This is a genomic window from Vulcanisaeta sp. EB80 (assembly GCF_002078205.2).
Window position 1 is genome coordinate 1 of the sequence record NZ_LCWN02000025.1, and the last position, 25,461, is coordinate 25,461.

33 protein-coding genes, 1 tRNA gene and 1 pseudogene are annotated in these 25,461 nt (G+C 45.5%); 21 read left to right on the forward strand and 14 right to left on the reverse strand.

Annotated elements, in window-relative coordinates; genetic code table 11:
• A partial coding sequence (locus tag B7L70_RS05965) for a nucleotidyltransferase domain-containing protein (protein ID WP_202908699.1) occupies positions 1–232 on the reverse strand: 232 nt, incomplete at its 3' end.
• The gene (locus B7L70_RS05970) at positions 216–503 is read right to left on the reverse strand and encodes a HEPN domain-containing protein (RefSeq protein WP_101940245.1); all 288 of its coding nucleotides are present in this window, start codon (positions 501–503) and stop codon (positions 216–218) included. The genes B7L70_RS05970 and B7L70_RS05965, both read right to left, overlap by 17 nt.
• Before the next feature lie 218 nt (positions 504–721).
• Here B7L70_RS05970 and B7L70_RS14135 point away from each other — a divergent pair, with 218 nt between their 5' ends.
• From B7L70_RS14135 to B7L70_RS05990, 6 genes are all read left to right on the forward strand, one after another.
• Positions 722–844 carry a hypothetical protein gene (locus B7L70_RS14135; RefSeq protein ID WP_255408849.1) on the forward strand — a complete coding sequence of 41 codons (123 nt, stop codon included), beginning with the start codon at positions 722–724 and terminating at the stop codon, positions 842–844.
• Positions 822–1,232 (forward strand): hypothetical protein, encoded by a 411-nt coding sequence (locus B7L70_RS05975; protein ID WP_081226970.1) that lies wholly within the window; start codon positions 822–824, stop codon positions 1,230–1,232. Before B7L70_RS14135 ends, B7L70_RS05975 begins: the two co-directional genes overlap by 23 nt.
• Before the next feature lie 221 nt (positions 1,233–1,453).
• Positions 1,454–1,702, forward strand: coding sequence for a thiamine pyrophosphate-dependent enzyme (locus tag B7L70_RS14140; protein ID WP_255408850.1), 249 nt, complete (start codon positions 1,454–1,456; stop codon positions 1,700–1,702).
• Positions 1,699–1,899 (forward strand): thiamine pyrophosphate-dependent enzyme, encoded by a 201-nt coding sequence (locus tag B7L70_RS14145; protein WP_081226972.1) that lies wholly within the window; start codon positions 1,699–1,701, stop codon positions 1,897–1,899. The genes B7L70_RS14140 and B7L70_RS14145 overlap by 4 nt, the downstream gene beginning before the upstream one ends.
• A gap of 36 nt (positions 1,900–1,935) precedes the next feature.
• On the forward strand, positions 1,936–2,106 hold the full coding sequence (locus B7L70_RS13350) for a hypothetical protein (protein WP_162009113.1): 171 nt from the start codon (positions 1,936–1,938) through the stop codon (positions 2,104–2,106).
• Positions 2,078–2,494 carry a hypothetical protein gene (locus B7L70_RS05990; protein WP_143701554.1) on the forward strand — a complete coding sequence of 139 codons (417 nt, stop codon included), beginning with the start codon at positions 2,078–2,080 and terminating at the stop codon, positions 2,492–2,494. The genes B7L70_RS13350 and B7L70_RS05990 overlap by 29 nt, the downstream gene beginning before the upstream one ends.
• Before the next feature lies 1 nt (position 2,495).
• Here B7L70_RS05990 and B7L70_RS05995 read toward each other — a convergent pair whose 3' ends face one another.
• Complete coding sequence (locus tag B7L70_RS05995; protein WP_081226973.1) at positions 2,496–4,316, reverse strand: aldehyde ferredoxin oxidoreductase family protein; 1,821 nt, start codon at positions 4,314–4,316, stop codon at positions 2,496–2,498.
• Positions 4,317–4,511: 195 nt separating this feature from the next.
• Here B7L70_RS05995 and B7L70_RS06000 point away from each other — a divergent pair.
• The 5 genes and pseudogenes from B7L70_RS06000 to B7L70_RS06020 all read left to right on the forward strand — a co-directional run bounded on the left by B7L70_RS06000 (position 4,512) and on the right by B7L70_RS06020 (position 7,239).
• Positions 4,512–4,843 (forward strand): annotated as a pseudogene (locus B7L70_RS06000) (HEPN domain-containing protein).
• Between the two features lie 54 nt (positions 4,844–4,897).
• Positions 4,898–5,209 carry a nucleotidyltransferase domain-containing protein gene (locus tag B7L70_RS06005; RefSeq protein ID WP_238376130.1) on the forward strand — a complete coding sequence of 104 codons (312 nt, stop codon included), beginning with the start codon at positions 4,898–4,900 and terminating at the stop codon, positions 5,207–5,209.
• A gap of 64 nt (positions 5,210–5,273) precedes the next feature.
• Positions 5,274–6,290 (forward strand): mannonate dehydratase, encoded by a 1,017-nt coding sequence (locus tag B7L70_RS06010; protein ID WP_081226974.1) that lies wholly within the window; start codon positions 5,274–5,276, stop codon positions 6,288–6,290.
• Between the two features lie 53 nt (positions 6,291–6,343).
• Positions 6,344–6,811, forward strand: coding sequence for a nucleotidyltransferase domain-containing protein (locus B7L70_RS06015; RefSeq protein WP_081226975.1), 468 nt, complete (start codon positions 6,344–6,346; stop codon positions 6,809–6,811).
• Positions 6,808–7,239 carry a HEPN domain-containing protein gene (locus B7L70_RS06020; protein ID WP_081226976.1) on the forward strand — a complete coding sequence of 144 codons (432 nt, stop codon included), beginning with the start codon at positions 6,808–6,810 and terminating at the stop codon, positions 7,237–7,239. Before B7L70_RS06015 ends, B7L70_RS06020 begins: the two co-directional genes overlap by 4 nt.
• A gap of 28 nt (positions 7,240–7,267) precedes the next feature.
• Here B7L70_RS06020 and B7L70_RS06025 read toward each other — a convergent pair whose 3' ends face one another.
• The gene (locus B7L70_RS06025) at positions 7,268–8,263 is read right to left on the reverse strand and encodes a molybdopterin-binding protein (RefSeq protein WP_081226977.1); all 996 of its coding nucleotides are present in this window, start codon (positions 8,261–8,263) and stop codon (positions 7,268–7,270) included.
• Positions 8,264–8,365: 102 nt separating this feature from the next.
• Between B7L70_RS06025 and B7L70_RS06030 the strand changes: the two genes are divergently transcribed.
• Entirely contained in the window at positions 8,366–9,244 is an 879-nt protein-coding gene (locus B7L70_RS06030; RefSeq protein ID WP_081226993.1) for an NAD(P)-dependent oxidoreductase, read from the forward strand.
• A gap of 38 nt (positions 9,245–9,282) precedes the next feature.
• Here the strand turns inward: B7L70_RS06030 and B7L70_RS06035 are convergent, their stop codons facing one another.
• Together B7L70_RS06035 and B7L70_RS06040 are read right to left on the reverse strand one after the other, a co-directional pair.
• Positions 9,283–10,452 carry a UxaA family hydrolase gene (locus tag B7L70_RS06035; protein WP_081226978.1) on the reverse strand — a complete coding sequence of 390 codons (1,170 nt, stop codon included), beginning with the start codon at positions 10,450–10,452 and terminating at the stop codon, positions 9,283–9,285.
• On the reverse strand, positions 10,449–10,769 hold the full coding sequence (locus B7L70_RS06040) for a UxaA family hydrolase (protein ID WP_081226979.1): 321 nt from the start codon (positions 10,767–10,769) through the stop codon (positions 10,449–10,451). Before B7L70_RS06040 ends, B7L70_RS06035 begins: the two co-directional genes overlap by 4 nt.
• A 205-nt stretch (positions 10,770–10,974) precedes the next feature.
• Between B7L70_RS06040 and glcS the strand changes: the two genes are divergently transcribed.
• From glcS to B7L70_RS06070, 6 genes are all read left to right on the forward strand, one after another.
• Positions 10,975–12,522 (forward strand): glucose ABC transporter substrate-binding protein GlcS, encoded by a 1,548-nt coding sequence (gene glcS, locus B7L70_RS06045; RefSeq protein WP_081226980.1) that lies wholly within the window; start codon positions 10,975–10,977, stop codon positions 12,520–12,522.
• A 61-nt stretch (positions 12,523–12,583) separates the two neighbouring features.
• The gene (gene glcT, locus B7L70_RS06050) at positions 12,584–13,447 is read left to right on the forward strand and encodes a glucose ABC transporter permease GlcT (RefSeq protein WP_081226981.1); all 864 of its coding nucleotides are present in this window, start codon (positions 12,584–12,586) and stop codon (positions 13,445–13,447) included.
• A 6-nt stretch (positions 13,448–13,453) separates the two neighbouring features.
• Entirely contained in the window at positions 13,454–14,326 is an 873-nt protein-coding gene (glcU, locus tag B7L70_RS06055) for a glucose ABC transporter permease GlcU (protein WP_081226982.1), read from the forward strand.
• Between the two features lie 96 nt (positions 14,327–14,422).
• Positions 14,423–15,523, forward strand: coding sequence for a glucose ABC transporter ATP-binding protein GlcV (glcV, locus tag B7L70_RS06060; RefSeq protein ID WP_081226983.1), 1,101 nt, complete (start codon positions 14,423–14,425; stop codon positions 15,521–15,523).
• A gap of 27 nt (positions 15,524–15,550) precedes the next feature.
• Positions 15,551–16,096: a DUF309 domain-containing protein gene (locus B7L70_RS06065; RefSeq protein WP_081226984.1), complete on the forward strand. Its 546-nt coding sequence runs from the start codon at positions 15,551–15,553 to the stop codon at positions 16,094–16,096.
• Between the two features lie 227 nt (positions 16,097–16,323).
• Positions 16,324–16,425 (forward strand) — tRNA-Gly (locus tag B7L70_RS06070).
• A gap of 7 nt (positions 16,426–16,432) precedes the next feature.
• Here the strand turns inward: B7L70_RS06070 and B7L70_RS06075 are convergent.
• The 3 genes from B7L70_RS06075 to ribH form a co-directional block, all read right to left on the reverse strand.
• Positions 16,433–16,993, reverse strand: coding sequence for a hypothetical protein (locus B7L70_RS06075; RefSeq protein ID WP_101940247.1), 561 nt, complete (start codon positions 16,991–16,993; stop codon positions 16,433–16,435).
• Positions 16,994–17,048: 55 nt separating this feature from the next.
• Complete coding sequence (gene yjjX / locus B7L70_RS06080) at positions 17,049–17,591, reverse strand: inosine/xanthosine triphosphatase (RefSeq protein ID WP_081226985.1); 543 nt, start codon at positions 17,589–17,591, stop codon at positions 17,049–17,051.
• Between the two features lie 89 nt (positions 17,592–17,680).
• Positions 17,681–18,145: a 6,7-dimethyl-8-ribityllumazine synthase gene (gene ribH, locus B7L70_RS06085; protein ID WP_081226986.1), complete on the reverse strand. Its 465-nt coding sequence runs from the start codon at positions 18,143–18,145 to the stop codon at positions 17,681–17,683.
• 74 nt (positions 18,146–18,219) lie between these two features.
• Between ribH and B7L70_RS06090 the strand changes: the two genes are divergently transcribed.
• On the forward strand, positions 18,220–19,530 hold the full coding sequence (locus tag B7L70_RS06090; RefSeq protein WP_081226987.1) for a radical SAM protein: 1,311 nt from the start codon (positions 18,220–18,222) through the stop codon (positions 19,528–19,530).
• Positions 19,531–19,539: 9 nt separating this feature from the next.
• Here the strand turns inward: B7L70_RS06090 and radA are convergent, their stop codons facing one another.
• From radA to deoC, 4 genes are read right to left on the reverse strand one after another with little or no spacing between them, the layout of a single operon-like run.
• Positions 19,540–20,622, reverse strand: coding sequence for a DNA repair and recombination protein RadA (radA, locus tag B7L70_RS06095; RefSeq protein ID WP_081226995.1), 1,083 nt, complete (start codon positions 20,620–20,622; stop codon positions 19,540–19,542).
• A gap of 46 nt (positions 20,623–20,668) precedes the next feature.
• Positions 20,669–21,283, reverse strand: coding sequence for a GNAT family N-acetyltransferase (locus tag B7L70_RS06100; protein ID WP_081226988.1), 615 nt, complete (start codon positions 21,281–21,283; stop codon positions 20,669–20,671).
• A gap of 45 nt (positions 21,284–21,328) precedes the next feature.
• Positions 21,329–21,829 (reverse strand): 30S ribosomal protein S11, encoded by a 501-nt coding sequence (locus tag B7L70_RS06105; protein ID WP_369907339.1) that lies wholly within the window; start codon positions 21,827–21,829, stop codon positions 21,329–21,331.
• A 51-nt stretch (positions 21,830–21,880) separates the two neighbouring features.
• Complete coding sequence (deoC, locus tag B7L70_RS06110) at positions 21,881–22,609, reverse strand: deoxyribose-phosphate aldolase (RefSeq protein WP_081226989.1); 729 nt, start codon at positions 22,607–22,609, stop codon at positions 21,881–21,883.
• A gap of 87 nt (positions 22,610–22,696) precedes the next feature.
• Here deoC and B7L70_RS06115 point away from each other — a divergent pair, with 87 nt between their 5' ends.
• On the forward strand, positions 22,697–23,884 hold the full coding sequence (locus tag B7L70_RS06115) for a mandelate racemase/muconate lactonizing enzyme family protein (RefSeq protein ID WP_081226990.1): 1,188 nt from the start codon (positions 22,697–22,699) through the stop codon (positions 23,882–23,884).
• A gap of 129 nt (positions 23,885–24,013) precedes the next feature.
• On the opposite strand, the gene B7L70_RS06120 is transcribed toward B7L70_RS06115, so the two are convergent.
• Positions 24,014–24,319, reverse strand: coding sequence for a 50S ribosomal protein L14e (locus B7L70_RS06120; protein ID WP_081226991.1), 306 nt, complete (start codon positions 24,317–24,319; stop codon positions 24,014–24,016).
• A gap of 556 nt (positions 24,320–24,875) precedes the next feature.
• Between B7L70_RS06120 and B7L70_RS06125 the strand changes: the two genes are divergently transcribed.
• Positions 24,876–25,461: AMP-binding protein (locus B7L70_RS06125; RefSeq protein WP_143701556.1), on the forward strand; the 586-nt coding region annotated here is incomplete at its 3' end.

A 25,461-nucleotide genomic window follows, 5' to 3' on the forward strand; every position in this document is an offset into this window, starting at 1 on the left:
GGGATAGACCACCAGGCTTTAATCCCCTAATCCTAAGCATTAACTCTCTTTCATCAGGAACCTTCCTAAACACCACAGCAACATCATAATCACTGTAAGGCATGTAATCACCACGAGCCCGGGAGCCGAAGAGCACAATAGTACTACTTGGATACTCGCTGGACACCCTGGATGCGAACCCACGCAGCAGCTCATCGCCTTTACTAATGCTCTCACTAAGGATCCTTAGCAACCGATCTAACCCACTCGATGATCCTCCTTGCATACCACCTCCTAGCCGTCTCATCATTATAAACCCTAGGCTTCCTACCTGGATACCTAGATAGTGTATACTCACCACTCAATGCGTCGGCATGAACGTATAACTCATTGGAAAAGTCGAAACCAAGGGACTTAGCAACCCTAAGCAGCTCAGCTAAGTCGTGAGTAAATGGGTATGTTCCTGCCTTGGCGACAATTAAGCCCTTAAGGTATAACTCAGCGGCTTGTTGCGACTCGAACATGATAACCAATATAATCCATCATTTACGTGCCTCTCGGCATCCATGAAAAACGCATCCGCCTTCTCAACCCACTCACTAGGTATTATCATTTACGCATAGTTGTACAGGTAGTACTTAAATAAGCATTATCACGGAGGACACCACATTACGTTAATATGAAATCAAGGTTTTGGGCAAGGTTTATTAAACCGTAGTGTCCACTACCTGCTTGGTAGGGCATGGATAATGAGGTAATATTGACTATTCTACCGCCAGAGCTTATTGAGGATGTAGAAGAACTTATACCAACCATCTTACTACCAGAGGAGGTGTTGGGTAGTGGTTCTGAGACTAAGGATTAGGGTGTGTTATGGCGATAAGTGCGTGGAAGGCCTTGGAATAGCCAATAGCGGTTTTGCGGGGAGAGAGCCGGAGGTTGTGCTTCCTCAGGAGCTCGTGAGAGAATTACTAGGGGAGGGGCCCAACGTAGTCCTGATCGAGAGGGTGCTAGCTGATGGTAGTAGGGTCTTCCTACCAAGGCTAACGGATCCCCTTGATATATACGTAATAACCGAAGATAGGGTCGAGGGACCCGTGAAGGCGTACGCCTACATAACTAGGGGCAGGTTTATATTACTAAACGACGCCCTACTCAGCAAATTACGCATCGTAATACTTGACCCATTTGAGGGCGTGTGGTGCTTTAAGGATGAGCTTGGTAGGATGGAGAGGAGAGGAACGGCTTCTTAACCATACCTAACACGATGTTGGAGGACATACCTGGTAAGTTAAGGAGACTAGGTCCCTGGAGAATGAGAATCTCAATAAATATCGCACCGACTTATCAGGAGGTATAAAGCCCTGGGAGGTCATTAAGGCTGTTAGGAATGTATTCGTGAGAAAGAATACAGTATTTATTGGTGATGCCATGCACGTGGAATAAAGTTTTCTAATACCAGGGTGAAAGGTACATAACAACAACCAGTTATGCCTCAATGGGACTCGCCGTACCAGGTGCTATTGTCGCATCCATTATGTACTCTGATAGGGATGTTGTTGGTCTCGTTGGTGATGGCGGATTCCTAATGACGGGTCTTGAGGTGTCCACGGCAGTCCAATATAGGGCTAAGTCTAAGATCGTGGTTTTTAACGACTCAGCCTTAGGGTCCTTGGGATTTACGAGAAGGTTAGGTTTGGAGGGGTTACTGATGAATTGGTGAGGTTACCACAGGTAAACTTTGCAATGCTAGCTGAATCCCTTGGTGCTAAGGGTGTTGTGGTTAACGATAGGAGTGAGTTGATGAACGCATTGGAGGAGGCATTGAATACAGATAAGGCCTACGTTGTGGATGTCCATATAGATCCAAGGACTGTACTAATACCATACCAAAGACTATACGGGATAAGCACGCTTTAAAGCAAGGCTTTTAGAAGCCCTAACTATTAAAAATACGTGGTTAAGAGGGTCATGATTAATGAGGAGATGCTTAAAGCATTACTCGAGGGTAGGGTTAAGTTACGTAAGGATGTCAAGTTGAAATACGGCAAGTATAGGGTAGTTAGGAGATACGCTAGGGTGGGTGTCGAAGGTGGTAGTGAGGGTAAGGGTAAGATTGATCAATGAGAGCACAGGGCGCAGTTCTGAGATAATCGTGCTTGTTAATGGTGGCGCTGAGAGTGAGGTTCCTGTAATCGCCGTGACACCGAGCATAGCCAGGGACATTGGGCTTAATATAGACGATATGGATTTGATAGAGGTTGAACTAGCATCAGGAGTTACCCATAATTATATGTCGAGGAATACCGTGCTGGCGCAGTTACTGGATGATGTAGGCAGGGTACTATCTCAGGCGCGGGTGTACATAGCTGTTGATGAAAATTTAACGGAGCCTCTAATGACTGACATTACGATAGATGAATTGGGCATTCAAGTCATAAGTTTCAGTAGGGGCCTCTGGAGGCATGTAAATGATCCACCAAATGTTGTGCGTAAAAGTGCTACTAGGTATTAGATTATACGTCTAATTCTTTAATCCTTCCGTCCTCCGTTAATCCCCTCTTTTTATAATATATTGGTAACCACTTCTCCACTATGCTTGGTACCTTAGTATCGCTCCTATTTGCATGTGGTGTGAGCATTCTCTGTGGTAGTTTATCGTCCTTGCTCGTCACCCCTAGCTGGTTGTCTATCCACCTCTCTATCTTCCAAATCCTGTCCCCAATCTCCATTAACTTGTTCACAGTATACTCCCTGCCTGTGGCGTACTTGAGTAAGTTTATTATGTCTGTTACCGTCAATCCAGCCGTAAATGCGTATTTACACATAACGAGAGAATCATATACCGTCATTAAATTCTGCATTTTAATTACAATATCGACAACCTCCTCGCTCTCATTATATCTATCATCACGTGCATTGATCCCTAGCTCCGGCACGGCAATACCCCTCCAGGGCATGTGGGGCCAACCCAGGTGGTCAGCGCCTCTGTTTATGGTCATGAAGCTGAGTGCATGGGCGAAGAATGCTCTACCATCGTGGGCTGGCATTTCGAGTCCTTTAACATGGACTGCGAATTCTCGACCACCTATTTTCTCAGAAACCCTCTTAACGCCTTCGGCGAGTAAGTCCCCAATCCCTTCCCTATACGCAATCTTCTGTATAAGCCTCACCACGGTGTCCGCATTACCCCACTCAAGCCTTAATCCATCAACCTCCTTATTGATTAATCCCCTCTCGGCAGCCTCGAATATGAACCCTATTACATTGCCCGTAGATATTGTGTCAAGACCAAGTCTATCACAGAGCTCATTCATCTTTGCAATAGCCTCCAAATCACTAATTAGCAGGTTTGTCCCAAACAGGCTTATTGTCTCGTATTCAGGGCCTAAACCCCTGAACTCACTCTCGAACCACTTACCCGGCTTCACCCTAACAAATCTCTTGCAGGCCACTGGACATGTTGTACATGGGAATGGCCTCTCGAGTATCGTCTTAGCCATCGTCTCTCCAGTTATTTTAAACACCTCATTATCATCCCACCTACCCCAAAGGAAGTTCCTAATCGGTATGTTACCAATCTCATGATAAATACCAACACTACCAGCACTACCAAACTTCCTGAGCGAGACACCCCTAGCTGAGCTACCGAGTCTAATATTTAGGTCCCTAACGTATCTCCTTAACTCCTCAGGATAAGCAAACTCTATTGGTCTTGTTCCCTTAACAACTATGGCCTTGAGGTTCTTACTACCCATGACTGCCCCACCACCAGCCCTACCACCAATACCCTCCTCATTAGCTATCGTTGCAAATTTAACAAGCCCCTCACCAGCCGGTCCTATGGCTAAGGCCCTAACAGAGTTATCCCCCAGGTCTCTCCTGATGGAGTTTATGGTTTCAATAATATCTAAGCCCCAATATTTACCTGCATCCCTAATGTCTACGAAACCATCACTAACATAAACATAGACCGGTTTCTCAGCCTTTCCCAAAATTACTATCGCATCAAAACCAGCCCTCTTAATTTCGTAGCCAAACCTCGTACCCACATGCGTCGAGCCCCACACACCGGTTAAGGGCGATATGAAGCCTATGGACACCCTACCGCTCTGCGGTATTAACTCACTGGTTAGAGGACCGCTTGCAAAGACTAGGATATTGCTTGGATCAAGCGGGCCCTTAATATCCCTAAATCTCTTGTATATTATGTACGCAGCCAAGCCTTCACCGCCAAGCACCTTATCATAAACGTCATCGCTAACGTCTTCAATCCAGGTCTTACCAGCACTAAGATCTACGTAAAGGATTTTACCAACCCAACCGAAGATGCTCATTGAACTTTAATCCTTAGATAGGGCTTATTAAGTACATATCTTATATGTTAGATTAATCCAAACAAGCACTTATCGGCAAGAACCTTTTAGAGAGATTGCATTAATTATCTATAGATGACATAACCACTTGATTGTGATGAGTATGGTAGATGGATTAGGCAGGCTGAGTACACCTTGAGATCCATAGACGCTGATATGAGTGCCAGTAATTATTCGTGGGCATGCTTCAAGGCCCAGCAAACGGCTGAGTTAGCCTTAAGGCGTTGTTAAGGGCCATGGGTAAGCCAGCCTTTAGGCATAACCTAGTGACCCTCTTCAACGACCTGGTTAATTACTGCGGCAATGCGGGTGATAGGCTGCGTTTCTGCGTTGGTTATCTCGATAAGATGCACGTAATGCCACGTTACCCAGATGCCTTTATTGAGGGCGTGCCCTTCGAGAGGTACACTAGGGAGGAGGCTGTGGAAGCCCTAAATTGCGCAAGCCTAATCAGTAATTGGATAAGGGGTTGTTCGCCATGTCGTTAGATGATGTAATTAGGGAGAGGAGTGCCGAGAGGGAACGCGTGATCAATGAGTTGCGTGATTACGCGGCAAAACTCAGGGGGTAGGTTCGGTAGATTGACCGTAATACTCTACGGATCCTATGCAAGGGGCGACTTCAACCTATGGAGTGACGTAAATGTGCTCATAATTTCCGAGCATTTTAGGGGTACGGATTTCGTGACGAGGTGCGTGAAGCTTAACGATGCGCCACCTAGGCTTGAACCAATATGTTGGACGCCTGAGGAGGCTTTTAAGGCATTGGCCAAGCCGTGGTGGCGTGAGGCCCTTAAATATTACGTGGTCATTGTGGATGATTACAAAATAGCGAAACTACTAAATTCGCAATAATGCCTTCAGCATTAACACCAGTTAGAACATTGCTTTATTAAGTGTTCCTTAGTAGTTTGGTTTGATGGAGATTAGGTTTGCCGAGATAATACTTGAGAATAGGCCGAACTGGTTTTGGCGAGTTCTCAAACAATTGGGTGTGGATTTTGCTGATGGCGTACTGCCTAGGTGGTTTAGGGATTGGAGGCAGATTGAGGAGGAGAAGCCGTGGGATTACGAACCATTGATGCGTTATAAGGAGATGCTCGAGGAGAATGGTATTAAGCTCGTTGCTATTGAGGATAATCCGCCACTTGATGGTATTAGGCTCGGTATTAGGGAGTTGAGGGAGGAGGAGCTCGATAATGTAGCGAGACTTATTGAGAACATGGGTAAGTTGGGCATTAGGATTTGGATTTATAGTTGGATGGCGGGTATTGGTTGGTCCAGAACAAGAACTCACATACCGGATAGGGCTGGCATGTACGTGACAGGCTTCAACATTAAGGATATAGAGAATTCTCCACCACCCACAATACTCAAACGTGTTAGTAAGGTTACGCATGAGGACTTATGGAAAAACCTTAAGGATTTCCTGGACTATATTATACCAATTGCGGAGCAGGCCAACGTTAGGCTTGCGATGCACCCCGATGATCCACCCATACCTGAGTATAGGGGTGTGCCTAGGATAATGAATAGCGTGGAGGCCTTCGAGAGGTTGATAAGCCTCAACAGGAGTGAGTATAACGGTATAACCTTCTGTATGGGTAATTTTACGCTGATGACTGATGACATACCTGGAGCCGTCAGAAAGCTCAAGGATAGGATCTACTTCGTACACTTCAGGGATGTCAGGGGTGATAGGTACAACTTCGTGGAGACGCTCATCGGTGAGGGTAAAACAGACCTCGTTAATGCAGCCAAGGCTTTCCTGGAGATTAACCATGAGTGGTACCTAAGGGTTGACCACACACCAACTCTAGAAAACGATATTGAGTATACACCGGGCTACTCGTACCTAGGGAGGATATACACCATAGGCTATATAAAGGGCCTATTCAATGCTGTGTCCAGAGAGGTTGAGGAAGGCAGCAAATAGATCTTCTCAATAAGAAAATGATTTAAGTTATGGTCTGGGCAATTGATGTAAATATGTCCCTGGATTGTAATTCGGTGATTAACGACCTTAGGGGGAGGTTGAGTAGGTTAATTAATGAGAACTACGTAGCTGTACTACTCTTTGGATCGTGGGCTAGGTGCGAGGCTAATGAGAGGAGTGATGTCGACATATTAATCCTCCATAGGGGGCTCGATAAGATTAACAAATTGAAGAGGAGTAGGGCCATTTATTTGGCAATCACGGCCCTGCTGAGGGACTACTCAGGGTTCACGGTGTTGGACATGGACTTCGAGGAGTTCGTAAACCCAGGCATAATACGGCCCCTACTCCTGAATATTTATTGGGACGCCTTAATCCTCCTCGACAGGTCCGGTATACTACGGGATTTCCTAGCCCATGTTAGGCACAGGATAATTGAGAGTGGATTGAGGAGAGTTAGGGATGGTAGGGCGTATTACTGGATCCTGCCTAAACCCATGGCTGAGGTAAGGGTATTATGATAGACCCAATAGGGGAGCTCAAGTACAGACTGGCGCTCGCCAATGAGCATCTTAGACGAGCGGAGATGTATTGCCAAGTCAGTGATTGGGCCGGGTGCATCCATTACTCACAATTATCCATTGAGAACTTCGCTAAGGCCCTAATTTCCATGTATGAGGTACTGACGTGGAGCCATAATCCCTCTAATCAATTACTGACGTTGTTGAGTCAATTACCTGAGGATTTAAGGAGTATTGTGAGGGAGTTGGCACTTATGAGTCGCGAGGTGGCCGTGGAACATGCTCGATCAACCTATGGAGAACCCTCAAGTGGGTTAACGCCCGGCATGTTATATGATAGGGATTACGCAAGCGCTCTGCTTAATAAAGCCCGTAGGGCTAGGGATATCGTTAACACCGTGCTTAGGCGTTTAAGGATTGAGAAATAGTGCGCGACACCGAAAAACCATGCCCTGGTTATGGGTGGATCGTGAGTTTATAACTTGGTAGTAGTCCTCCAAGTCCCATTGCTGCGATTTCCTCCCTTGTCGGTATTAGGTCGGCCATTAACCTTGGCAGGAATATGTCGAGAGCATTGAAATCACTGTAGTAGATACCGCCTGCTGACACGGCCAGGATTGGTACATCACCCAGTAGGGCTATCATGGTCATTGTCGTGGGCTTTATAGGTACTCCATAGGCTATTATTTCAGCCCCTAACCTCTTGATGGCTATTGGTGTCCTATCAGTCGGGTCCACAGACATACCACCAGTTACCACAACAGTCTCCGCATTCTGGTTCACAGCCTCACGCACCGCACTTGCTATCTTATCCTCATCATCAGGCACAACCTCCCTATACACAATACTCCAACCAAACCTGTCAGCCCTAGCCTTTATGACTGGGTAGTACAGGTCGCTCTTCCTGCCTTGGTAAATCTCGGTGCCCGTAATAACAACACCAAGCCTAGTCCTCCTAAACGGCTCAACATTAACCAATCCCTTAAGCTTAAGCAATTCCTCAACCTCCTGTCTTCTCATACTAAGTGGTATTACATCGATTATACCCACCACATCATCCTTCACAACACCAACATAGTTCTGTCTCGTTATTAGGAGGACATTACCGCTTAGGTTAAGGGTCTTTAGCCCATTGGAATCGACAAGCAGTACTCCATTTACGGTAGTCAATAACCGTGCTGAACCCTGTCTGGCGGGTTTAACGTAGATATTTCGCCCAGCAACAGCATTGGCTACGGCTTCAGCGATCTCCCACTCATACATCAAGTCACTGCCTTCCTCATCACCCATGACCCACACAAAGTAGACGCCAGAGTCCTTCAACTTCTCCACATCCTCCCTAGTTATTATGTGGCCCCTTGGTAATAATACGGTAGCCCCATCCCTACCCACATATGTTGTGTCGTAACCCAGCATCAAACCAACAGCATCATCAACCCTAACAAGCCTCACAATTCGTGAATAACGACACGCCTTATTAACCATTATCCACCTAAAACACGTATTAATTCAGACTTATTAATTAAGAATTAATGAGGGAATTGTATGGAGCAGTTGAGGGTTGGTTTTATAGGGCTTGGTATAATGGGCAGCGCCATGGCCATGAACATACATAAGAAGGGTTTCCCGCTCATTGTCTACAATAGAACAAGGAGTAAGGCGGAACCCTTCGCAAAACTCGGGGTACCAGTGGCTAACTCCCCCAGGGAGGTTGCGGAGAAGAGTGATGTCGTTATTGACATGGTGACCGACGCACCAGACGTTGAGGAGGTATTGTTTGGCAGGGATGGCGTGGTATACGGCGCACACCCCGGCCTTATCGTTATCGACATGAGCACGAACTCGCCGGAATACGCTAGGTACTTTGCCAAAAGATTGGCTGAGTACGGCATTGAGTTCCTCGACGCGCCAGTCACGGGTGGCGATGTTGGTGCTAGGCAGGGCACATTAACAATAATGGTGGGTGGCAAGAGGGAGGTTTTTGAGAAGGTTAGGCCTGTACTTGAGGCTATGGGTAAGACAATAATATACGCTGGTGATGTTGGTAATGGGCAGATGCTGAAGCTCCTGAACCAAATAGTTGTTGGCATAGACATGCTGGCGGTAGCCGAGGCAATGGCATTGGCCAAGAAGGCTGGTATAGACATGGACAAACTATTCACGGTACTATCCACGGGAGCCGCAAACTCATTCACAGTCCAATACTACATGCCCAAGATGATGAAGGGCGATTACGAACCAGGCTTTAGGGCAGCCCACCTTAAGAAGGATCTCAGGTACGCTCTAGAGACAGCAAATAAGCTTGGCGTCCCATTACCAGGCACGGCGCTTACCCTGGAACTATACAACGCACTGGTGACTAAGGGTCTTGGCGATAAGGGAACACAAGCCCTACTTAAGCTGTACTACGAATTATCCGGCATAAAGGAATAATATATTGTGTTTTAATTATAAATATACCCCGTCGGAACTTAAAAGGATGGTATTATCTTGTGGATCATGAATTCCCTAAAACCAAGCAACTCGGCCCTTGTCGGCTTACCTCTCGCTACATCCATTACCAACTTGAATAATCTCTCACCAGCTTGCTCAATAGTCTCCTGACCGAGTATTACTGTGCTTGCGTCAAAATCAATATTTTCACGCATTTTCCTGGCGGTTTGCGGATTCGCGGTAACCTTTATCACTGGCGCTATCGGGTTGCCTGTTGGTGTTCCTCTACCTGTCGTGAATATAACAAGTGTTGCGCCACCTGCAGCCATGCCCACCACAGACATTATGTCATAACCCGGCGTATCCATTAACCAGAGACCCTTACCCCTAACCTCCTCCGCATAGTCAACCATTCCCTGTACGGGCCTTGAACCACCTTTAATGATTGCACCCAATGATTTCTCCTCTATAGTAGATATGCCACCAGCTATGTTACCAGGAGCTGGTTGGGTACCTACTAAATCCACGTTATAGGACGCGGCGAGTTCAACCCACCTCCTAACGGTTCTAACTATTCTCTCACCAACCTCCCTAGAAACGGCCCTATTTGCTAAGATATCCTCAGCACCAATCATCTCCGGCGTTTCCGAGAGGATCACCGTACCTCCTAAATCAACTACCCTATCCGCTACATAACCAACAACAGGATTTGAGGCCAAGCCGGAGGTCGCGTCAGAACCACCACACTCCACCCCAAGCATTAGGTTCGACATATCAACCTCCTCAGGTCTTTGCGAAAGCACCTCCTCAGCCATCTTCCTAAGCAACCTAACACCCTTCTCAATAGCCGCTGGTGTTCCTCCATCCTCCTCCTGAATAACCACCTTCTCCACAGGCTTCCCAGTCTTTTCAATCTCCCTAACTAAGTCATCCGCCTGAATCTGCTCACAACCAAGCCCAACAACAAGAACACCACCGACATTGGGGTTCTTAGCCGTATTCACCAAGGTTCTTCGTGTGATTTCCAGGTCTGGTTCCAATTGGCCGCAACCAAACGGGTTCTCGATAGCCACGGCACCCTGGACCTGGTCCGCAATCCTACGCGCAACGAAACTCGAGCAAATCACTGTTGACATGACGAGTAGATGGTTCCTAATACCAACCTTACCATCAGGCCTAACATAACCAAGTATGCTTTGTCCGTTCATTTACCACCACCCCTACACACACTATGTACTGCGGTTAAGCTTTCTATGTTATGAACGTGCACGTGCTCACCAACCCTAATATCCACCTTAGCCCTACCAATAACATGCCCATACTTAATCACAAAATCGCACTTACGAATATCCCTAATGGCAAACTTATGGCCGAACGGTATATCATTAAGCAACTTAATGACAAACTCAGCATTACCAATAATCACGTGGACAGTATCTCCTGACTTAAGATCACTAAGGGCTATGCCAACATTATCCTTAGGGTTAAGCACCACAGCAGGCCTACCTTCAATCATAGTCTCCATAATTACCGATAAGATCTAGGTAATGGAATTTAAATACTATGCCTAACCTATTTTAACCTTTATGATTAATTGTCAATATTTTGACGAAAGTTATCATTATATTTAGTATCTAGTAACATGTTTTATATATTTAGCTATATTGATTGGGTTTACCTACAAAACCCATAATATTTATTAAAGAGAGTATTCTAGGGCTTTATTTAGTATGTGGTCTCGTGCCGGGATCTCTAGGACCACGTTGATTTTAATCGTCGTCCTAGTGATCGTTGTGGTCGTCCTTGGAGGTTTACTTGCATACTATGCAACAAGGCCTCCGGCAAAACCCACGCCGACCGTATCGCCAACCACTGTAGAGTTCTTAACATGGTGGGGACCTGAAGATCCACAGGGTTTAGCGTGGGTTGCCGGTAACTTCTCGGTTTATTACCCTGGTTATCATGTTGAGTATTACTCAATACCCGGTGCTGGCGGTACCAATGCGAAGTACGTAATACTGGGTATGTTAGAGGCTGGAAAGCCGCCAGGTAGTTTCCAGGCACACTATGCCCCTGAGATTCTATCTTACGTTGAGATAATGCCCCACGGACCAGCGGACTTCGTTAATTTCACGTCTATGGCCATACAGGAGGGCCTACTTAGTAAGGGCGTAACTGAGGCCGTATTAGCCGGCATGTTTAATAGTACGATGTTCTCATTGCCAACAAATGTGCATAGAGGTGGCATGCTCTACTTCAATCCTCAGTTTCTTAAGCAGTATGGTTTGCCCATACCAACGACTGTTGAGCAGCTTGCCAATGAGACCCTATACCTCGCATCCCAGGGTGTGAGTTGTATATGGATTATACCTGGCGGTGATGGTGGTTGGGATCAGTTGAATCTGTGGGAGTACATATTCCTAGGACTTGCAGGTGAGAAGTACGGACCTGAGAAGGCTGCGCAGTTAATGAATGAGTTCCTGTACGGAGTGTTAAACCTAAATGACCCAGCCATAGCCCAGTTAATAAACGAGACAGACTACTACTTCCTACTCTTCACAAAGTACGACTGCCCAGGATGGCAATCAATGACATGGTCATCAGGGTTAGCCTACATAATACAGGGCAAGGCAGCATTCCAAGTAAATGGTAATTGGATCGTTGAGTACGCGTATATTTGGTACCATGTGGTGACCTACCCAGCAATACCGCCGTACACATCGTGGACAAACATAACACTTATGGAGGAGCCATTCCCAGGGACTCAGGGCATATACGTATTGGTCATAGACTCCGTAGCCGTGCCTGCGACGAACAACCCACAAATGAATGCGGGTATAAGGCTAGCTGAGTTCTGGTCGTCTTACATAGGGATGAAGATTTGGACATCAAGCGCTAAGGGAGTCACGATATGGGCCAACGGTACGAATTACTACCCAACACCAGCCCAATGGTTTGACTATCAACAGTTACTATCAACAGCTCCCGGTGCCTTTACCATTGCTCCCAGTGATGGTGGTTTGTTTGATGATGTATTCAGTACGCTGAATACTCAAGTCCTTAATCTGCAGCAGGTTGGGTCTAGCTATATACCGACGTTCAATAGCGCCCTGGTCTCTGCTGAGCAGACAACGTACAGTGAGTGGATGGCTGCCGTGAAACTAGGCCTAGGTTACATGGGGTATCCAGGGCACCCATTCGCTAACTACCTACCACCATGGGTAAACCCAACAACATACCACTACCAACCATACACACCCTGGTGGCAAACGGGGTAAATGACTAATTAAAGGCCATATTGTTAAAACTTAAAATCAACTTATTTCCCATAAATTCACAATGACAAGACAGGCAGTACTAATGGCAACGCCAACGCTCATCTTTGGAGGGGTCCTAGTATTCTTCCTCTTCTGGAATTTAATTATATCGTTCCAAAACTGGTCATTATTTAACCCAAAACCCAGCTTCGTGGGGTTTGAAACCTATGCCTACTTATTCACCCAGAACTTCTTCTATGCATCCCTGCAGCATACAGTAATATTTACCCTAGGTTTAATAGTCATAGGGGACGTACTTGGGCTTTTATTAGCTGCCTTGTTGTACTTCATACCAAGCAATATCCAGCGATCAATCTATCTCTCGATATTCATATACCCACTCGCCGTACCGCCAACCGCATCCGCATTGGTGTGGCTCTGGCTATTCAATCCGCAAATAGGCATTGATTGGATATTATCAAGCCTCCACTTACCAACTATTCCCTGGCTCGTTACACCCACTACTACCTACATCGCCTTAGTAATTGTGGAGGTTTGGGCCTATACTGGTTTAGCGGTATTGTTCTATTTAGCTGCATTCCTGAGCGTTGATAGGTCGGTAATAGAGGCCGCGAGACTTGATGGGGCAACTGGGATGAGCTTACTCTTCAGGATTCTACTCCCAAACTCAATGAGCGGCTTCATAGTAGCCACAGCATTACTCTTCCTATTCTCATTCAGGATATTCGACATACCATTCATAATGAGCGGCTCAGCAACGAGCCCAACATTGATGACCCTAGTCACGTACATATACTACCTCTATGCGTATGCAGAAAACTTCTCAGCAGCCGCGGCGTTGGCGACATTAGTGGCAATCATAGCCGCCGCAGTTATAATACCCTATACACTACTTGGATTAAAGAGGTGGGTTTTCAGGAGGTGATTAGGCATGAACAGTAGGTACGTCATTAAGGCCATTAAGTACGCACTGTTGCAATTAGTAGTGGCCATCTTTATAATTATGTGGCTTGCCCCCTTATACGCTATGCTTATTGGCGGTTTTAAAACGAACATGGCTGCTGCCTCAACCCCGATCTTCATGCCTCCCTCACAAATCTCCACTGAGGCTTACTACTTTGATTGGTTTGGTTTTGGTACCCTCATAGGTCTTGAGTACCCCATGATGCGTCAATTACTAATTACGGTGCCTGTGGCCTTAACGTCTGTTATTCTCGGCAGTATGGGCGCTTATTACTTCTATGTAGAAATGGAGAGGAGGCCTTGGGTTAGTAATTTTGGTTTCTCAATAATATCGCTAGCCGCCTTCCTACCGGCTCAAACGTTAACGATACCTATTATTAAATTAACATCATCATTAGGCATATACCAAACTTATTGGGGTCTTGCCTTTGCTTATTTCGTGTTTTATTTACCAATGTCGGCGCTCTTAATGTCTATGTTCTTACCAGTTGTACCTAAGTACTTATTAGAGAGTGCTAGGCTTGATGGTGCACGTGATTGGGCTACATTCTGGCATGTTGTTTTTCCAATAGTATTACCTGGTTTCCTATCAACATTGATTTTTGTTTTTCTAATGGTTTGGCAGGATTTCTTCATACCATTGATAATAGCCACAAAGCCAAGCCTATACATGCTTCCCGTAGCAGCTAGGCAGTACGTTGGTGGATATGCAATACTTTATAACAGGTCATTTGCGGCTGGCGTTATTACATCAGCAATACCACTTGTTATCTTCGCATTTTTGGGTAGATACTTCATAAGGGGGTTAGCTGCACTTGGCGGTGGTGCTAAAGGCGTATGAATACCTAGGAAGTGAGTTCTACCTAAGTAATAATGATTAAAATCTTTTTACTCACAAAAAAATTAAAAACTAAAACGGCAAGAAAACTTGAACTTTATGGTTGCTATAAGAGTGGAAAACTTAACGAAGTATTTTAGGAAGGGTAAAAACGTCATAAAAGCAGTTGATCATGTAACATTCAAGGTGAGTGATGGTGTGGCGTTTGGAATACTTGGTCCGAGCGGTCATGGAAAAACTACGTTCTTGAGGTTGATAGCTGGTCTTGAGGTACCTACGGATGGCTATATATACTTTGACGATGAGTTAGTATCGGCGCCTAATAGGGTTGTCGTGGAGCCAGAGAGGAGAAATGTTGCCATGGTGTTTCAGAACTGGGCGCTTTATCCAAACATGACGGTTTACGATAACATCGCCTTCCCGTTAAAGATGGCTAAGATGAGTAAACATGAAATAGATAAAAGGGTCAGGGAAATAGCGGAGGAGCTTGAATTAACCCACGTCCTTAACCATTATCCTAAGGAATTATCAGGTGGTCAGCAGCAGAGGACTGCGTTGGCGAGGGCGCTCGTTAAGAACCCAAAGGTGTTACTTCTCGATGAGCCCTTTAGTAATTTGGATGCCGCGCTTAGGGATAGTGCTAGGGCATTAGTGAGAAGAATTCAAAGGGAGAGGAAACTTACGACGATAATAGTTTCGCACGATCCAGCAGACATTTTCTCAATAGCCGATATAGCCGGTGTTATAATTGATGGCAAATTCGCCCAAGTAGGTAATCCATCAGATATCTACAGCAAACCAGCTACCACCATTATTGCTGCATTAAGTGGTGATGTGAATCTCATGAGCGCAAAGGTAATCGAAGAGAACGCCGTAATCGCTAATCTAAAAATTCCATTGCCAGTTAGTGAGAAGGAGGTTGGTGATGAAGCAATAGTTGGGATAAGGCCTGATGAAATGAAGTTATTAATAGAAATGGCACAGGGAATTCAGGGATTTGTCAACGTAGGTAAAGTCAAGGTTAAGGTGTCGAGTTATAGTCTCGGTGTATTTAGGGTAGTGATCTCGCCAGTCACTGATGAGAGCATAGAGCTTGTTGTGGTATCAGATGAACCAATACAACCAGGTACGGAAGCATACTTATACGTTAGGAAGGATAGGATAAAAGTCTTCGCAAAGGATGGAAGATTAATAGCATAAAAATAGGCGGTATTAATCAAAACATATATGAGACTATTGGTAATAATCAGTAACCCGGGAATTACGCCGAGCCATAGGCAGGAGATACTAACTAGGTTGAGGCGCGAAGGACTTATGGTACGTAATGCCAGGATAGCCTCAGACCACATAGAGCTAGACGTAGTAGCCGATGATGAGCGTGAGGTAAGGCTTGTGGAAAGGCTCGGCTTGAAGTCTCAGGAGGTTCATGTCATAGATACGGAACGTACTATAAATTACGACGTATACGATGCATTGTTTAAGTACGTGGAGCTGTTTAATAAGGAGAGGTTTTGGGAGGCACATGAGGTACTCGAGGGGGTATGGCGTTTAAATAGGGATAGGGGATTGCAGGGATTAATAATACTCGCCGCAGCATTCGTAAAATTGCAGGAGAATAATCCAAGAGCCTTTACGGAATTGATGATGAGAGCCAAGGACCTAATAAAAAACAGCAATATACCAATTAACAAGAAAAGCCTTCTCAAAAGGATTGATAACGCCCTGAGATCGCAAAAGCCCTTTAGAATTGAGAGTGCTGATATTGAGTATTGATTGTATTTCGACCTAGTTTAGGTCAATTATGGTGATAAAGGGTGGAAATTACTATTTTTAATTAGGAAATTACTAAGGAAGTGTGGAGTTAAGTCATCGATGGTAATGCATCACAACTATAGCGTAAGCTCCATCATTATTCTGAAAAGATTAAATTACAAATTTTAACTACCCTAAACACACCCACGAGAGAAAACCTTAAAAATGACGTTATTGATGTAAGAACCGCGGCCGTAGTCTAGCCTGGTCTAGGATGGCGGCCTGCCGTTCACGATTATAGGTGAGCAGTTAGCCGCAGAACCCGGGTTCGAATCCCGGCGGCCGCACCATAAATCTTTATGCACTCTCATGGTTATTTTCGGTGCTTAAGATTTTCCATAATTCTGTTGGCTTTAGTTGTATTGTTTTCTCCGTTATCTCATCATTACAGGCCAATATCGCCTTTATCATCATTTCCCTGCTGGCCATTAATATGTATTTCAACTCCTTATCCTTCACTATTCTCCTTATCTCAACATCCTTGCTGTTTTCTCCAATAATTAGTAATTGAGTGTCCCTGCACTTAACGTTTATTGTTGCGGCGTACACAATCCTCGTAATACCCTCATAAATGTTCCTCAATATGACGGCACCTATGTGGGTGCATAATCGTCTCTTTATCATTGATGCTTGACAATCGCATAGGTACTTACCGTTTACGTACCTAACCACGTATTGTGGTAATGCGTCACCCATTTCACGTCGGCCGGCAACGACCCATACGTTTTCATTCAATTTCCTAATATCATTGTTTAGGAATCTGCGTAATGACCTTATTAACCAGGACCTGGACTTTCCAGGAAATCTCCTTCTCAACTCCTCAACGCTTGCCTTCACGGCATCCATTACGATGTTCATGGTAATTACTATACGGTGGTAATTTTACCTATCGTTCAGGTTTGATGATAGTAATTCAAGTTGAGTAGAGGTTTTTATTCCAGGGAGCCCTCGGTAATAAAGCCATGTATACTGCCTCCGTATTCAAATCCAACCTCTCTATGAAACGCCTAGTGACAGCCCCTATAAGCCCATACCTCCTCCCTATATTCACCACGCCGTAGTACTGCTCCGCAACATCATTTAACTCCCTGCCCCTCAATACCTCCTCCGCGAATTTCCTCGGCACCATAAACGCTGGACTCAGACCCACGGTTGTTTCGCCATACCTATCGGCAATCACAGCCATTGTTACGTCTAGATACGCATTTATTTTGCCCAACTTGATTATTCCCGCCTCAATACCAACGCCAAACTCGGCATTGGGCGTACTAATCAGTGCATAATTAGCCCTTGTTAAGGCACCATTAAGTATTTCATCAAAGCCCATGGGCTCTGGCGGTAGGTCTTTAGGAGGTTCCACCGCAATCACATCAGCTCTGAACCCCATGAGCCTAAAGGCTATTTCCACAGCCCTCACCTTGTTCGGATTCCTTGAACCAACAGCTACGGTAATCACGGGGAGTAGCTCAAATAAGGGTTCTTATTTAATTAGTGTTGTGATGAGGCTTTACCTAACGGATTTGTGAAGAATGACTCCAATACTGACTATTCAATGTATACGGTACTTCCCTCGTACCTTGCGCCCCTCAGTGTGGAAACTCTCCTTGCGAGTTTTACAGCCGCCTCTACAGCCCTCCTTGCGTATTCCTCAGCCCTCTCCAACGCCTGTACCCTATTTGCTCCGGGTCCTATTATTCCCATACCCACTGGTTTTCCGTAATCCACGGATAAATCCATCAACTTCCTGGCTGTTTGGTGGGCCACCAATTCGTCATGCTTTGTCTCGCCCTGTATCACGGCGCCTATTGCCGCCACCGCATCGACATCCTCCTTCTTCAGTAATTCATTAACTACTATGGGCATGTCGTAGGTACCCGGCACCTTGGCCACGTAGGTCACCTCCGCACCCAGGAATTTCGCATGCTCCAGTGCTTTCTGTAGCATTAGGTATGTTATGTCGTAATTGAACTCCGCAACAACTATGGCAAGCCTGATTTTACCAACGCTCACGGGTGTATGGGTTAAACGGTGTATTTTAGTTTTATCCGGGCTATGGATTTTTAGGGGCCTGCTGAATTATTGCTGTGGAGTCCTTCTTGAGATTGTGGATTTGGAGGTACATTAAGCATAAACTGCCTTGGTACTACGACGTATCAACAAACAGGAAACCGGCTAAGTACCTAATTGCATCGAGGGTTAGGGCTAACATAAACCTTAGGGATTCTAACGAAGGCGAGTTATGGAGGGAGTTTGATGAGGTCACAAAGGAATTTCTCGATCTATGGGGTAGGGTTAGGAATGGTGAAGTTGATATAAGGAACGTACCCAAGAGCGAGCCATCACTCCTAGATCTGATCACCGAGATTGCGAGGAGGATGCTTAGACATTGCGAGTTCTGTGAGTGGAGGTGTCGTGTTGATAGGACTGGCGGTAGGAGGCTTGGTGTTTGTATGCTGGATTCCGTGAGTAGGGTCTCCACGTACTTCCATCACCTTGGTGAAGAATTACCGCTACGTGGCACCTTGGGGTCTGGGACAATATTCTTCACATCCTGCAACATGCGATGTGCCTTCTGCCAGAACGCCGACATAAGTAGGGATAGGTTCAATGGAGTACCAGTGACCCCCAGGGATCTTGCGTCAATCATTGTCCTGCTTAGGCTTGAGGGTGTTCATAACATCAACTGGGTTGGTGGTGAGCCAACGCCTAACTTACATAATATAGTCGAGGCGATAGATCTGTTGGCTAAGCATGGTATGAAGATCCTGGATCAACTCGGTGAGGAGGATTATGAGCACATACTTTCAGTTAAGGCTGACTTCCTACCCTACAACTTCAATAAGGGTTGGGCCATGTATGGTAATGAGGTAAACGTGCCCATGCTATGGAACAGTAACTTCTACATGACGCCGGAATCACTAAGGCTGCTCAGGGTTGTCATGGATATTTGGTTGCCCGATTTTAAGTATGGTAATGACAAGTGTGCCTTCAGGATCTCGAGAACACCGAGGTATTTCGAGGTTGTTTCCAGGAATCACAAGGTTGTCTATGACTGGGGTGAGGACATGATAATTAGGCATTTAGTGATGCCGAACCATATCGAGTGCGATACCAAACCCGTGCTTAAGTGGATTTCGGATAACATGCCTGGAGTCCTCGTGAATATAATGGACCAGTACAGACCCGAACACGAGACCGACCCCCATTCAAGTCATTATAATCCGGAGTTCAGGGAGTTGGCTAGGAGACCAAGTAGGGATGAGCTTATGGAGGTGTATAGGTATGCAAGAGATTTGGGATTGAATTTTGAGTTGATAAGTTTTGAGAAGAAGATTGACATTAGGTACCTTGGCGATCCTGATTCATTGGTTGATAGGTTGAATGGTGATTATTGATGAAGAGGTTTAATCAACAACGCCTTCCTCCGTAATCCTGAATGTAACCTCCCTCTCTGGGTGGTATGGGCTATCGAAGATCTTGGCTATCCTCACGTTCTCCTTACCCTTCCTAAGCCAAATCCTATAGGTTGCACCGTGGGCTATCACATTACCTCCTGCTGGTTTCAGTGGGTTTCCGAAGAATACATCTGGTTGAGCAATTACCTGGTTTGTCACCACAACGGCAATGTTGTAGATGTCGGCTATCCTAAGTAGCTGGGCAATGTGGTGGTTGAGCTTCTGTTGCCTCTCGGCCAAGTTCTCCCTACCTGGATACTCGCTTCTGAAGTGGGCTACTAATGAGTCGATGAGTATTAATCCGATGTTCTCCTTCTCAATGATTTTTCTGCTCTCCTCAATTATCATCATTTGGTGATCGCTATTGTAAGCCCTGGCGTACAGTATATTCCTAAGAGCCTCCTGCGGGTCCAAACCCCTGTACTTGGCTATCTGCATTATCCTCTCGGGCCTGAACGTGTTCTCGGCATCCACATAAAGAGCCTTTGCATTTAAGCCACCCTTATCCTCAGGCAATTGAACCATAACACTAAGTTGATGACATAGTTGTGTCTTACCACTACCAAACTCACCGACTATTTCCGTGATTGCCTTAGTCTCTATACCACCACCAAGTAATTCATCGAGAGACTTAACGCCAGTACTGATGCGTCTTATTCCCCGCCTCTTCTCATAAAGCTCGTAGGCTGTTATGAATGGTGTTAAACCAATGAGCTTCTGGGCAGCCGCAATTATCTGCTTAGCCCTATCCTCACTACCGAGTATTTCAGCAAGCTCCTTAACACTGGCAAAGGCAACATCCCTTGCGGTGTTATACCCAGCCTCCCTGAGCTTCTGGGCTGTAACCCTACCAACGCCCTCGATTTCCTCAACATCAATTGTGGGATAACCACTACTAACCGTGGCGGTGACTGTGGTACCCTGTTCACTATTTCCACTCTCTTGTTCCTCGGTCTCTTCAGTCTCCTCAGGCTCACGTTCCTCTTCAAGCTCCTCCTCCTGTTCCTGCACCTTCCTCCTCCCCTTTGGCATAATCTTCACTTGAAAATAAATGGTTATTACTTAAAAAACTAAGTTTTCATGAAGCACCTCTAAGCCTCAACCAGACGTATAGGCAGGTCTCACGCCAAAGTCTATCGATATCATCACCATCACCATTAACGACACGCCTGAGCATGTCGATAACATCCTCACCCGGAACCACTGGTTTTACGTAGGCAATGTCATCATCATAACCACAGGTAGCCTTCAACAACCTATCCACAGCCCTACGTCCAAGCAGCCCTCTTAATTCATCCCATGAATACCCAACGTAACCCAATGACCTATAAAGCCTATCCGCAGGGTTATTACCAAACCACGTGGTTGCGATATAGACATCAGAGTCTGCGCACACCTCCTCAATGGTGCTTATCAACGCCTTACCAATACCAAATCTCCTACAACTCTCAATGACCGCTATGTAATAAATAATGCAAAGCTTCACAGAACCGGCGTTAATACTATAATAAACAGCTGCACCTACGTTGGATCCATTAACCACTGCTAATGCGACGGAACCAATGCCATAGTCAACAACAGCCTTTGCATACCTATAGCTAGACCCAAAGGACTCACTAAGTATCTTATCAGCCTCACTCATTAATTCCCTACCACCAATCACGACATTGAGCGTTCCTTCGCAATTCGCCATAGTGGTACCAATTCCATGGAGTCTGGAAATATTGTATATATTGTATTATACACGCCTCCCGCGCCTACCTCCAGGTGGCCTAATGGTGTCCGTGGGTATTGGTGTCACATCCTCTATTCGCCCAATGATCAAACCAGCCCTAGCCAAAGCCCTGATAGCCGCAGCAGCGCCTGGCCCAGGTGTCTTCGGACCATAACCACCAGGTGCCTTAACCTTAACATGAACGGCATTTATTCCCCTACTCATGGCTATTTGAGCAGCTTTATATGCAGCCATCATTGCTGCGTATGGGCTTGGCTTATCCCTATCGGCCTTGACAACCTGCCCACCACTAACTCTAGCGACGGTTTCAGCACCCGTGAGGTCCGTGATTATTATTATCGTATTGTTATAGCTCGAATACACGTACGCAACACCCCACCTCATCTTTCTCGCGCCGGTTACCTGTGTCGGCTTAATCTCGGGCAACTGGGCTTGCTGGGTTGGTTGTTGTACTTGTTCAGCTTGTTCCTGCGTCTCCTTAGTCTCTTCGCCTTCCTGCGACATTCGAAGCCTGATACTCCCACTCATTTTATAAATTTTGCCGTCTAACCAAGTTTATGAGCTCTTCATGCTTTCTATTATACTCAGCATGTGGCTCGTCCCAATCCTAAATTGGGTTGGGTCCGGCCTTCTCTCGGAGGCTCTTAGTAAATCAAGGACTTGCTGGTACGTCCTTATACCACCGGCAACCTTAATTCCTATCCCTGGGTTATACCTCCTCGATAATTCAGCCATTAACCTAACATTCTCGATCTGGGCACCTGTTTTGTTACCGATCTTCTCGGCATAATCCCTCTCCTCGAAGCCCGTGCTCGTCTTTATGAAGTCAGCCCCTGACTGCATCACGATTCTATAAAGCTCGAGTTTCTCCTCCCTAGTCGTGTACGCATCCTCAACTATAATCTTTATCACCTTACCCTCCCTATGTGCGGCATCGACCACGGCACCTATGTCATGCTCAACCTCATCCCAAAGGCCCGATTTGACAAGGCCTATGGGTGCCACTATATCTAATTCATCGGCATACTGGGAATACCTCTTAATGGCATCAATTCTAGCCTCGGTAGTCCCTGCACCGAAGGGAAAATCGACGACCGCCACAACCTTGAATTTATAGCCCTTACGGGCCCTGTACTCCCTGGCATAACGTAGAAACAGGGGGTTTATTGTTATTGAGTATGCACCGTACTTAGCCGTATCCTCAATCAAAGCTTCAATCTCCCTAACCGATCCGTACGGCCTCAGGTACGTATTATCTATTAAATTAACTATGCTTGTTTCTATACGCCTTCATTCTAAGGTGATTTATTAATGCTTTACCCTAAACCGTAGTAAATACTTATTAAAATGACAAAGTCCCCGAATAGCAGTATGAGCGAACCTACAATAAAATCCGTGAGGGTATTAACGGTGATGGGCAATTTCGAATGGCCAATTGTTAAGGTTGAGCTCAGCAACGGACTTATTGGTTATGGGGAATGCCATAGAGGCCCTGGCATTAAGGAAATACTGAGGAGGGCCGAGGAGCTTATTAAAGGTAAAGAGGTCAATATTGAGTACCTATTAAGGCTGATTAGGAAGCACGTACCGAACTCTGAATGGGGTGTCGTTAATAACGCAATAAGCGGCCTAGAGACCGCGCTCTGGGACGTTAAGGGAAAGCTCACGGGCTTGCCAATTTATGAATTGTTGGGCGGTAAGGTTAGGGATAGGGTCCCAGTCTACGCAGACCTACATGCTGGCACCGGCATTAAAGAAACTGGGGGTAAGAGGTGGGTTGAGCTGGCGGGTACCGAAGTCGCATATAACGTTGAGAATTACATAAAGAGGGCTAGGGAGGCGATGGGCATGGGCTTCAAGTACATAAAGTTCGACGTAGATGTCCCGGAGGAAATGATGGAGACGGAGTTCGATAGAACATTCAGCATGAGGATTGTTAAGTTCGTGACATCATTCATAGGCGGTGTCAGGGATGCCGTCAAGTACGATGTCGACATAATGATTGATGGGCATTGGGCCTTTAGCGTGCCCACGGCGATAGCGATAGCCAGGGAATTGGCGAAATACGATGTCTTCTGGTTCGAGGACCCCGTGCCACCAGAGAACATCGACGCCATGAGGGAGGTTAGGCTTAAGTCGCCCGTGCCCATAGCCACGGGCGAGAAGTTATATAGATTGTCTCAATTTAGGGAGTTGATTGAGAAGGAGGCCGCAGACATAATACACCCTGATGTTCAGAGGCTTGGCGGCCTATTAGAGATGAAGAAAATAGCCTACCTAGCCGAGGAGTACTACGTACCAGTCGCAATACACAATATATCGAGCCCCATAGGGACCATGGCGAACGCCCACGTGGCATCCACGATAGGCGACTTCATAGCGATTGAGTGGCACGCAATAGACCTGCCCTGGTGGCCGGACATGGTTAGGGAGGGGATGATAATAAAGGACGGTTACATAACACCACCGAAGAAGCCCGGACTTGGTGTTGAATTAAATGAGAGGGTCGCTATAGAGCACGCTAGGGATCAGGGCGAGGTCAAGGAATTCCTTGGCTAATTAGGCACAACCATGGTGTCATTACCTAATGGGTAAATGGTATAGTTTTAAATTGATGGTTTAAGAATCTACGTAGATGATGAGTGAGCCTCGATCAATGATTGGTGATGATTTACGAACCGGGCTGATTTATTGCTGTGTTGGAACCATGGATAACCTGGGCTTCACGATTTGCTTCATGTAATCGACTAGGTTCGCCTCCTCAATAGCCTTCAAAACCTCCTCATCGCTTGCACCCCTCTTTATGTTGATCTTGTACTCCGTGGGCTCTATATGCTTAACATTAACGACCCTCCTCCTGACGCCCGTTAGGGATTTGGGCCCTGTGATTATTACGAAGTTCTCATCCTTAATATCCACAATAACGCACTTCCTCCCAGCCTCCCTACCTGCAACCTTAACGCAAACCCTACCAATATCGAATACCCGTGGCATCAAGCACGATTAAAGCAGGGGCTTTATAAGCATTTCACGCCTTATTCGCATCTTTATGTAATTTAGCCGGTATAGCTATGGTGAACCTAACCTGAAAATTGATTGCTTAGTTACCATCTCTCCGGAGATGGCTGTTAACCCCCTAGCCGTATTTTCAGACCCTAAAGTTGTCTCTTGGTACTTCCATTAATAGTAATAATTTGCTACATCATTTTTAAGATTCTAAGCATTGTAAATAATAGGTTAATTACATATAACAAACTCTATTTAGTTAAAGGTAATTGCCAAAATCGCAAAAGTAGGTCCACATGATTCTTCCATCACATCAGAATTAGTTAATATGGCAGTAATAGCCAAAGAAAGGGATTAGCGATCGATGATGTAAAGGAATGGGCATTTCCACACCCAGTATTAACAGAATTACTAATAAATAGATGAATATAGAATTAATTGCAGACAGTAATATATCTATATAAAGAAATTAAAATATAATACTGTCCAAATATATTCTATATAACATTAATATTTAAAAAGAAATTTACAAACTTAAAACATAATGAGCGAGAAAGAGCAGGTGGTTTCTGGTTTTAGAGATTATCCATTAACCATTGATAAAATACTTGCTTGGGTATCATACGCCTTTCCTAATAATGAGATTGTTTATTGGCCTCCTGGTGGTTCTAGGATTTCTGTTACTTTTGCGGAGTTTGCCGATAGGGTTCGTAGAGTTACTGCGGCCCTGATGGACCTAGGTCTAAAACCAGGAAAGGCCTGGGAATTTGGTTCTAAGGTAGCTGTTATGGAGTGGGATACTCTTAGGTATGTTGATTTGTTCTATGCCGTGCCATCAATAGGTTCTACATTATATACTGTGAATATAAGGTTAGCGCCCCATGATATATTATATACGATGAGTGTGGCTAAGCCCGACGTATTGGTGATCAATATTGATGATTTTGAACCATTCATAAAGCCCATACTTGATAATATTAAGTCAATAAAGATGGTAATATACATGAGTGATAGGGGTAGGGTTCCTGGTCAGGATTATGGTGTTAAGATGATACCCTATGAGGACCTCCTCAAACACGAACCACTCAGGGAATTCCCAGAGATTGACGAGAGAACACCAGCAACACTAC

Coding starts and splice junctions, on each gene's coding strand:
- B7L70_RS05970 (WP_101940245.1), bottom strand. CDS start 503: ATGTTCGAGTCGCAACAAGCCGCTGAGTTATACCTTAAGGGCTTAATT.
- B7L70_RS14135 (WP_255408849.1), top strand. CDS start 722: ATGGATAATGAGGTAATATTGACTATTCTACCGCCAGAGCTTATTGAG.
- B7L70_RS05995 (WP_081226973.1), bottom strand. CDS start 4,316: ATGAGCATCTTCGGTTGGGTTGGTAAAATCCTTTACGTAGATCTTAGT.
- B7L70_RS06010 (WP_081226974.1), top strand. CDS start 5,274: ATGGAGATTAGGTTTGCCGAGATAATACTTGAGAATAGGCCGAACTGG.
- B7L70_RS06015 (WP_081226975.1), top strand. CDS start 6,344: ATGTCCCTGGATTGTAATTCGGTGATTAACGACCTTAGGGGGAGGTTG.
- B7L70_RS06020 (WP_081226976.1), top strand. CDS start 6,808: ATGATAGACCCAATAGGGGAGCTCAAGTACAGACTGGCGCTCGCCAAT.
- B7L70_RS06035 (WP_081226978.1), bottom strand. CDS start 10,452: ATGAACGGACAAAGCATACTTGGTTATGTTAGGCCTGATGGTAAGGTT.
- B7L70_RS06040 (WP_081226979.1), bottom strand. CDS start 10,769: ATGGAGACTATGATTGAAGGTAGGCCTGCTGTGGTGCTTAACCCTAAG.
- glcS (WP_081226980.1), top strand. CDS start 10,975: ATGTGGTCTCGTGCCGGGATCTCTAGGACCACGTTGATTTTAATCGTC.
- glcT (WP_081226981.1), top strand. CDS start 12,584: ATGACAAGACAGGCAGTACTAATGGCAACGCCAACGCTCATCTTTGGA.
- glcU (WP_081226982.1), top strand. CDS start 13,454: ATGAACAGTAGGTACGTCATTAAGGCCATTAAGTACGCACTGTTGCAA.
- glcV (WP_081226983.1), top strand. CDS start 14,423: ATGGTTGCTATAAGAGTGGAAAACTTAACGAAGTATTTTAGGAAGGGT.
- B7L70_RS06065 (WP_081226984.1), top strand. CDS start 15,551: ATGAGACTATTGGTAATAATCAGTAACCCGGGAATTACGCCGAGCCAT.
- B7L70_RS06075 (WP_101940247.1), bottom strand. CDS start 16,993: ATGAACATCGTAATGGATGCCGTGAAGGCAAGCGTTGAGGAGTTGAGA.
- radA (WP_081226995.1), bottom strand. CDS start 20,622: ATGCCAAAGGGGAGGAGGAAGGTGCAGGAACAGGAGGAGGAGCTTGAA.
- B7L70_RS06100 (WP_081226988.1), bottom strand. CDS start 21,283: ATGGCGAATTGCGAAGGAACGCTCAATGTCGTGATTGGTGGTAGGGAA.
- B7L70_RS06105 (WP_369907339.1), bottom strand. CDS start 21,829: ATGTCGCAGGAAGGCGAAGAGACTAAGGAGACGCAGGAACAAGCTGAA.
- B7L70_RS06115 (WP_081226990.1), top strand. CDS start 22,697: ATGAGCGAACCTACAATAAAATCCGTGAGGGTATTAACGGTGATGGGC.
- B7L70_RS06120 (WP_081226991.1), bottom strand. CDS start 24,319: ATGCCACGGGTATTCGATATTGGTAGGGTTTGCGTTAAGGTTGCAGGT.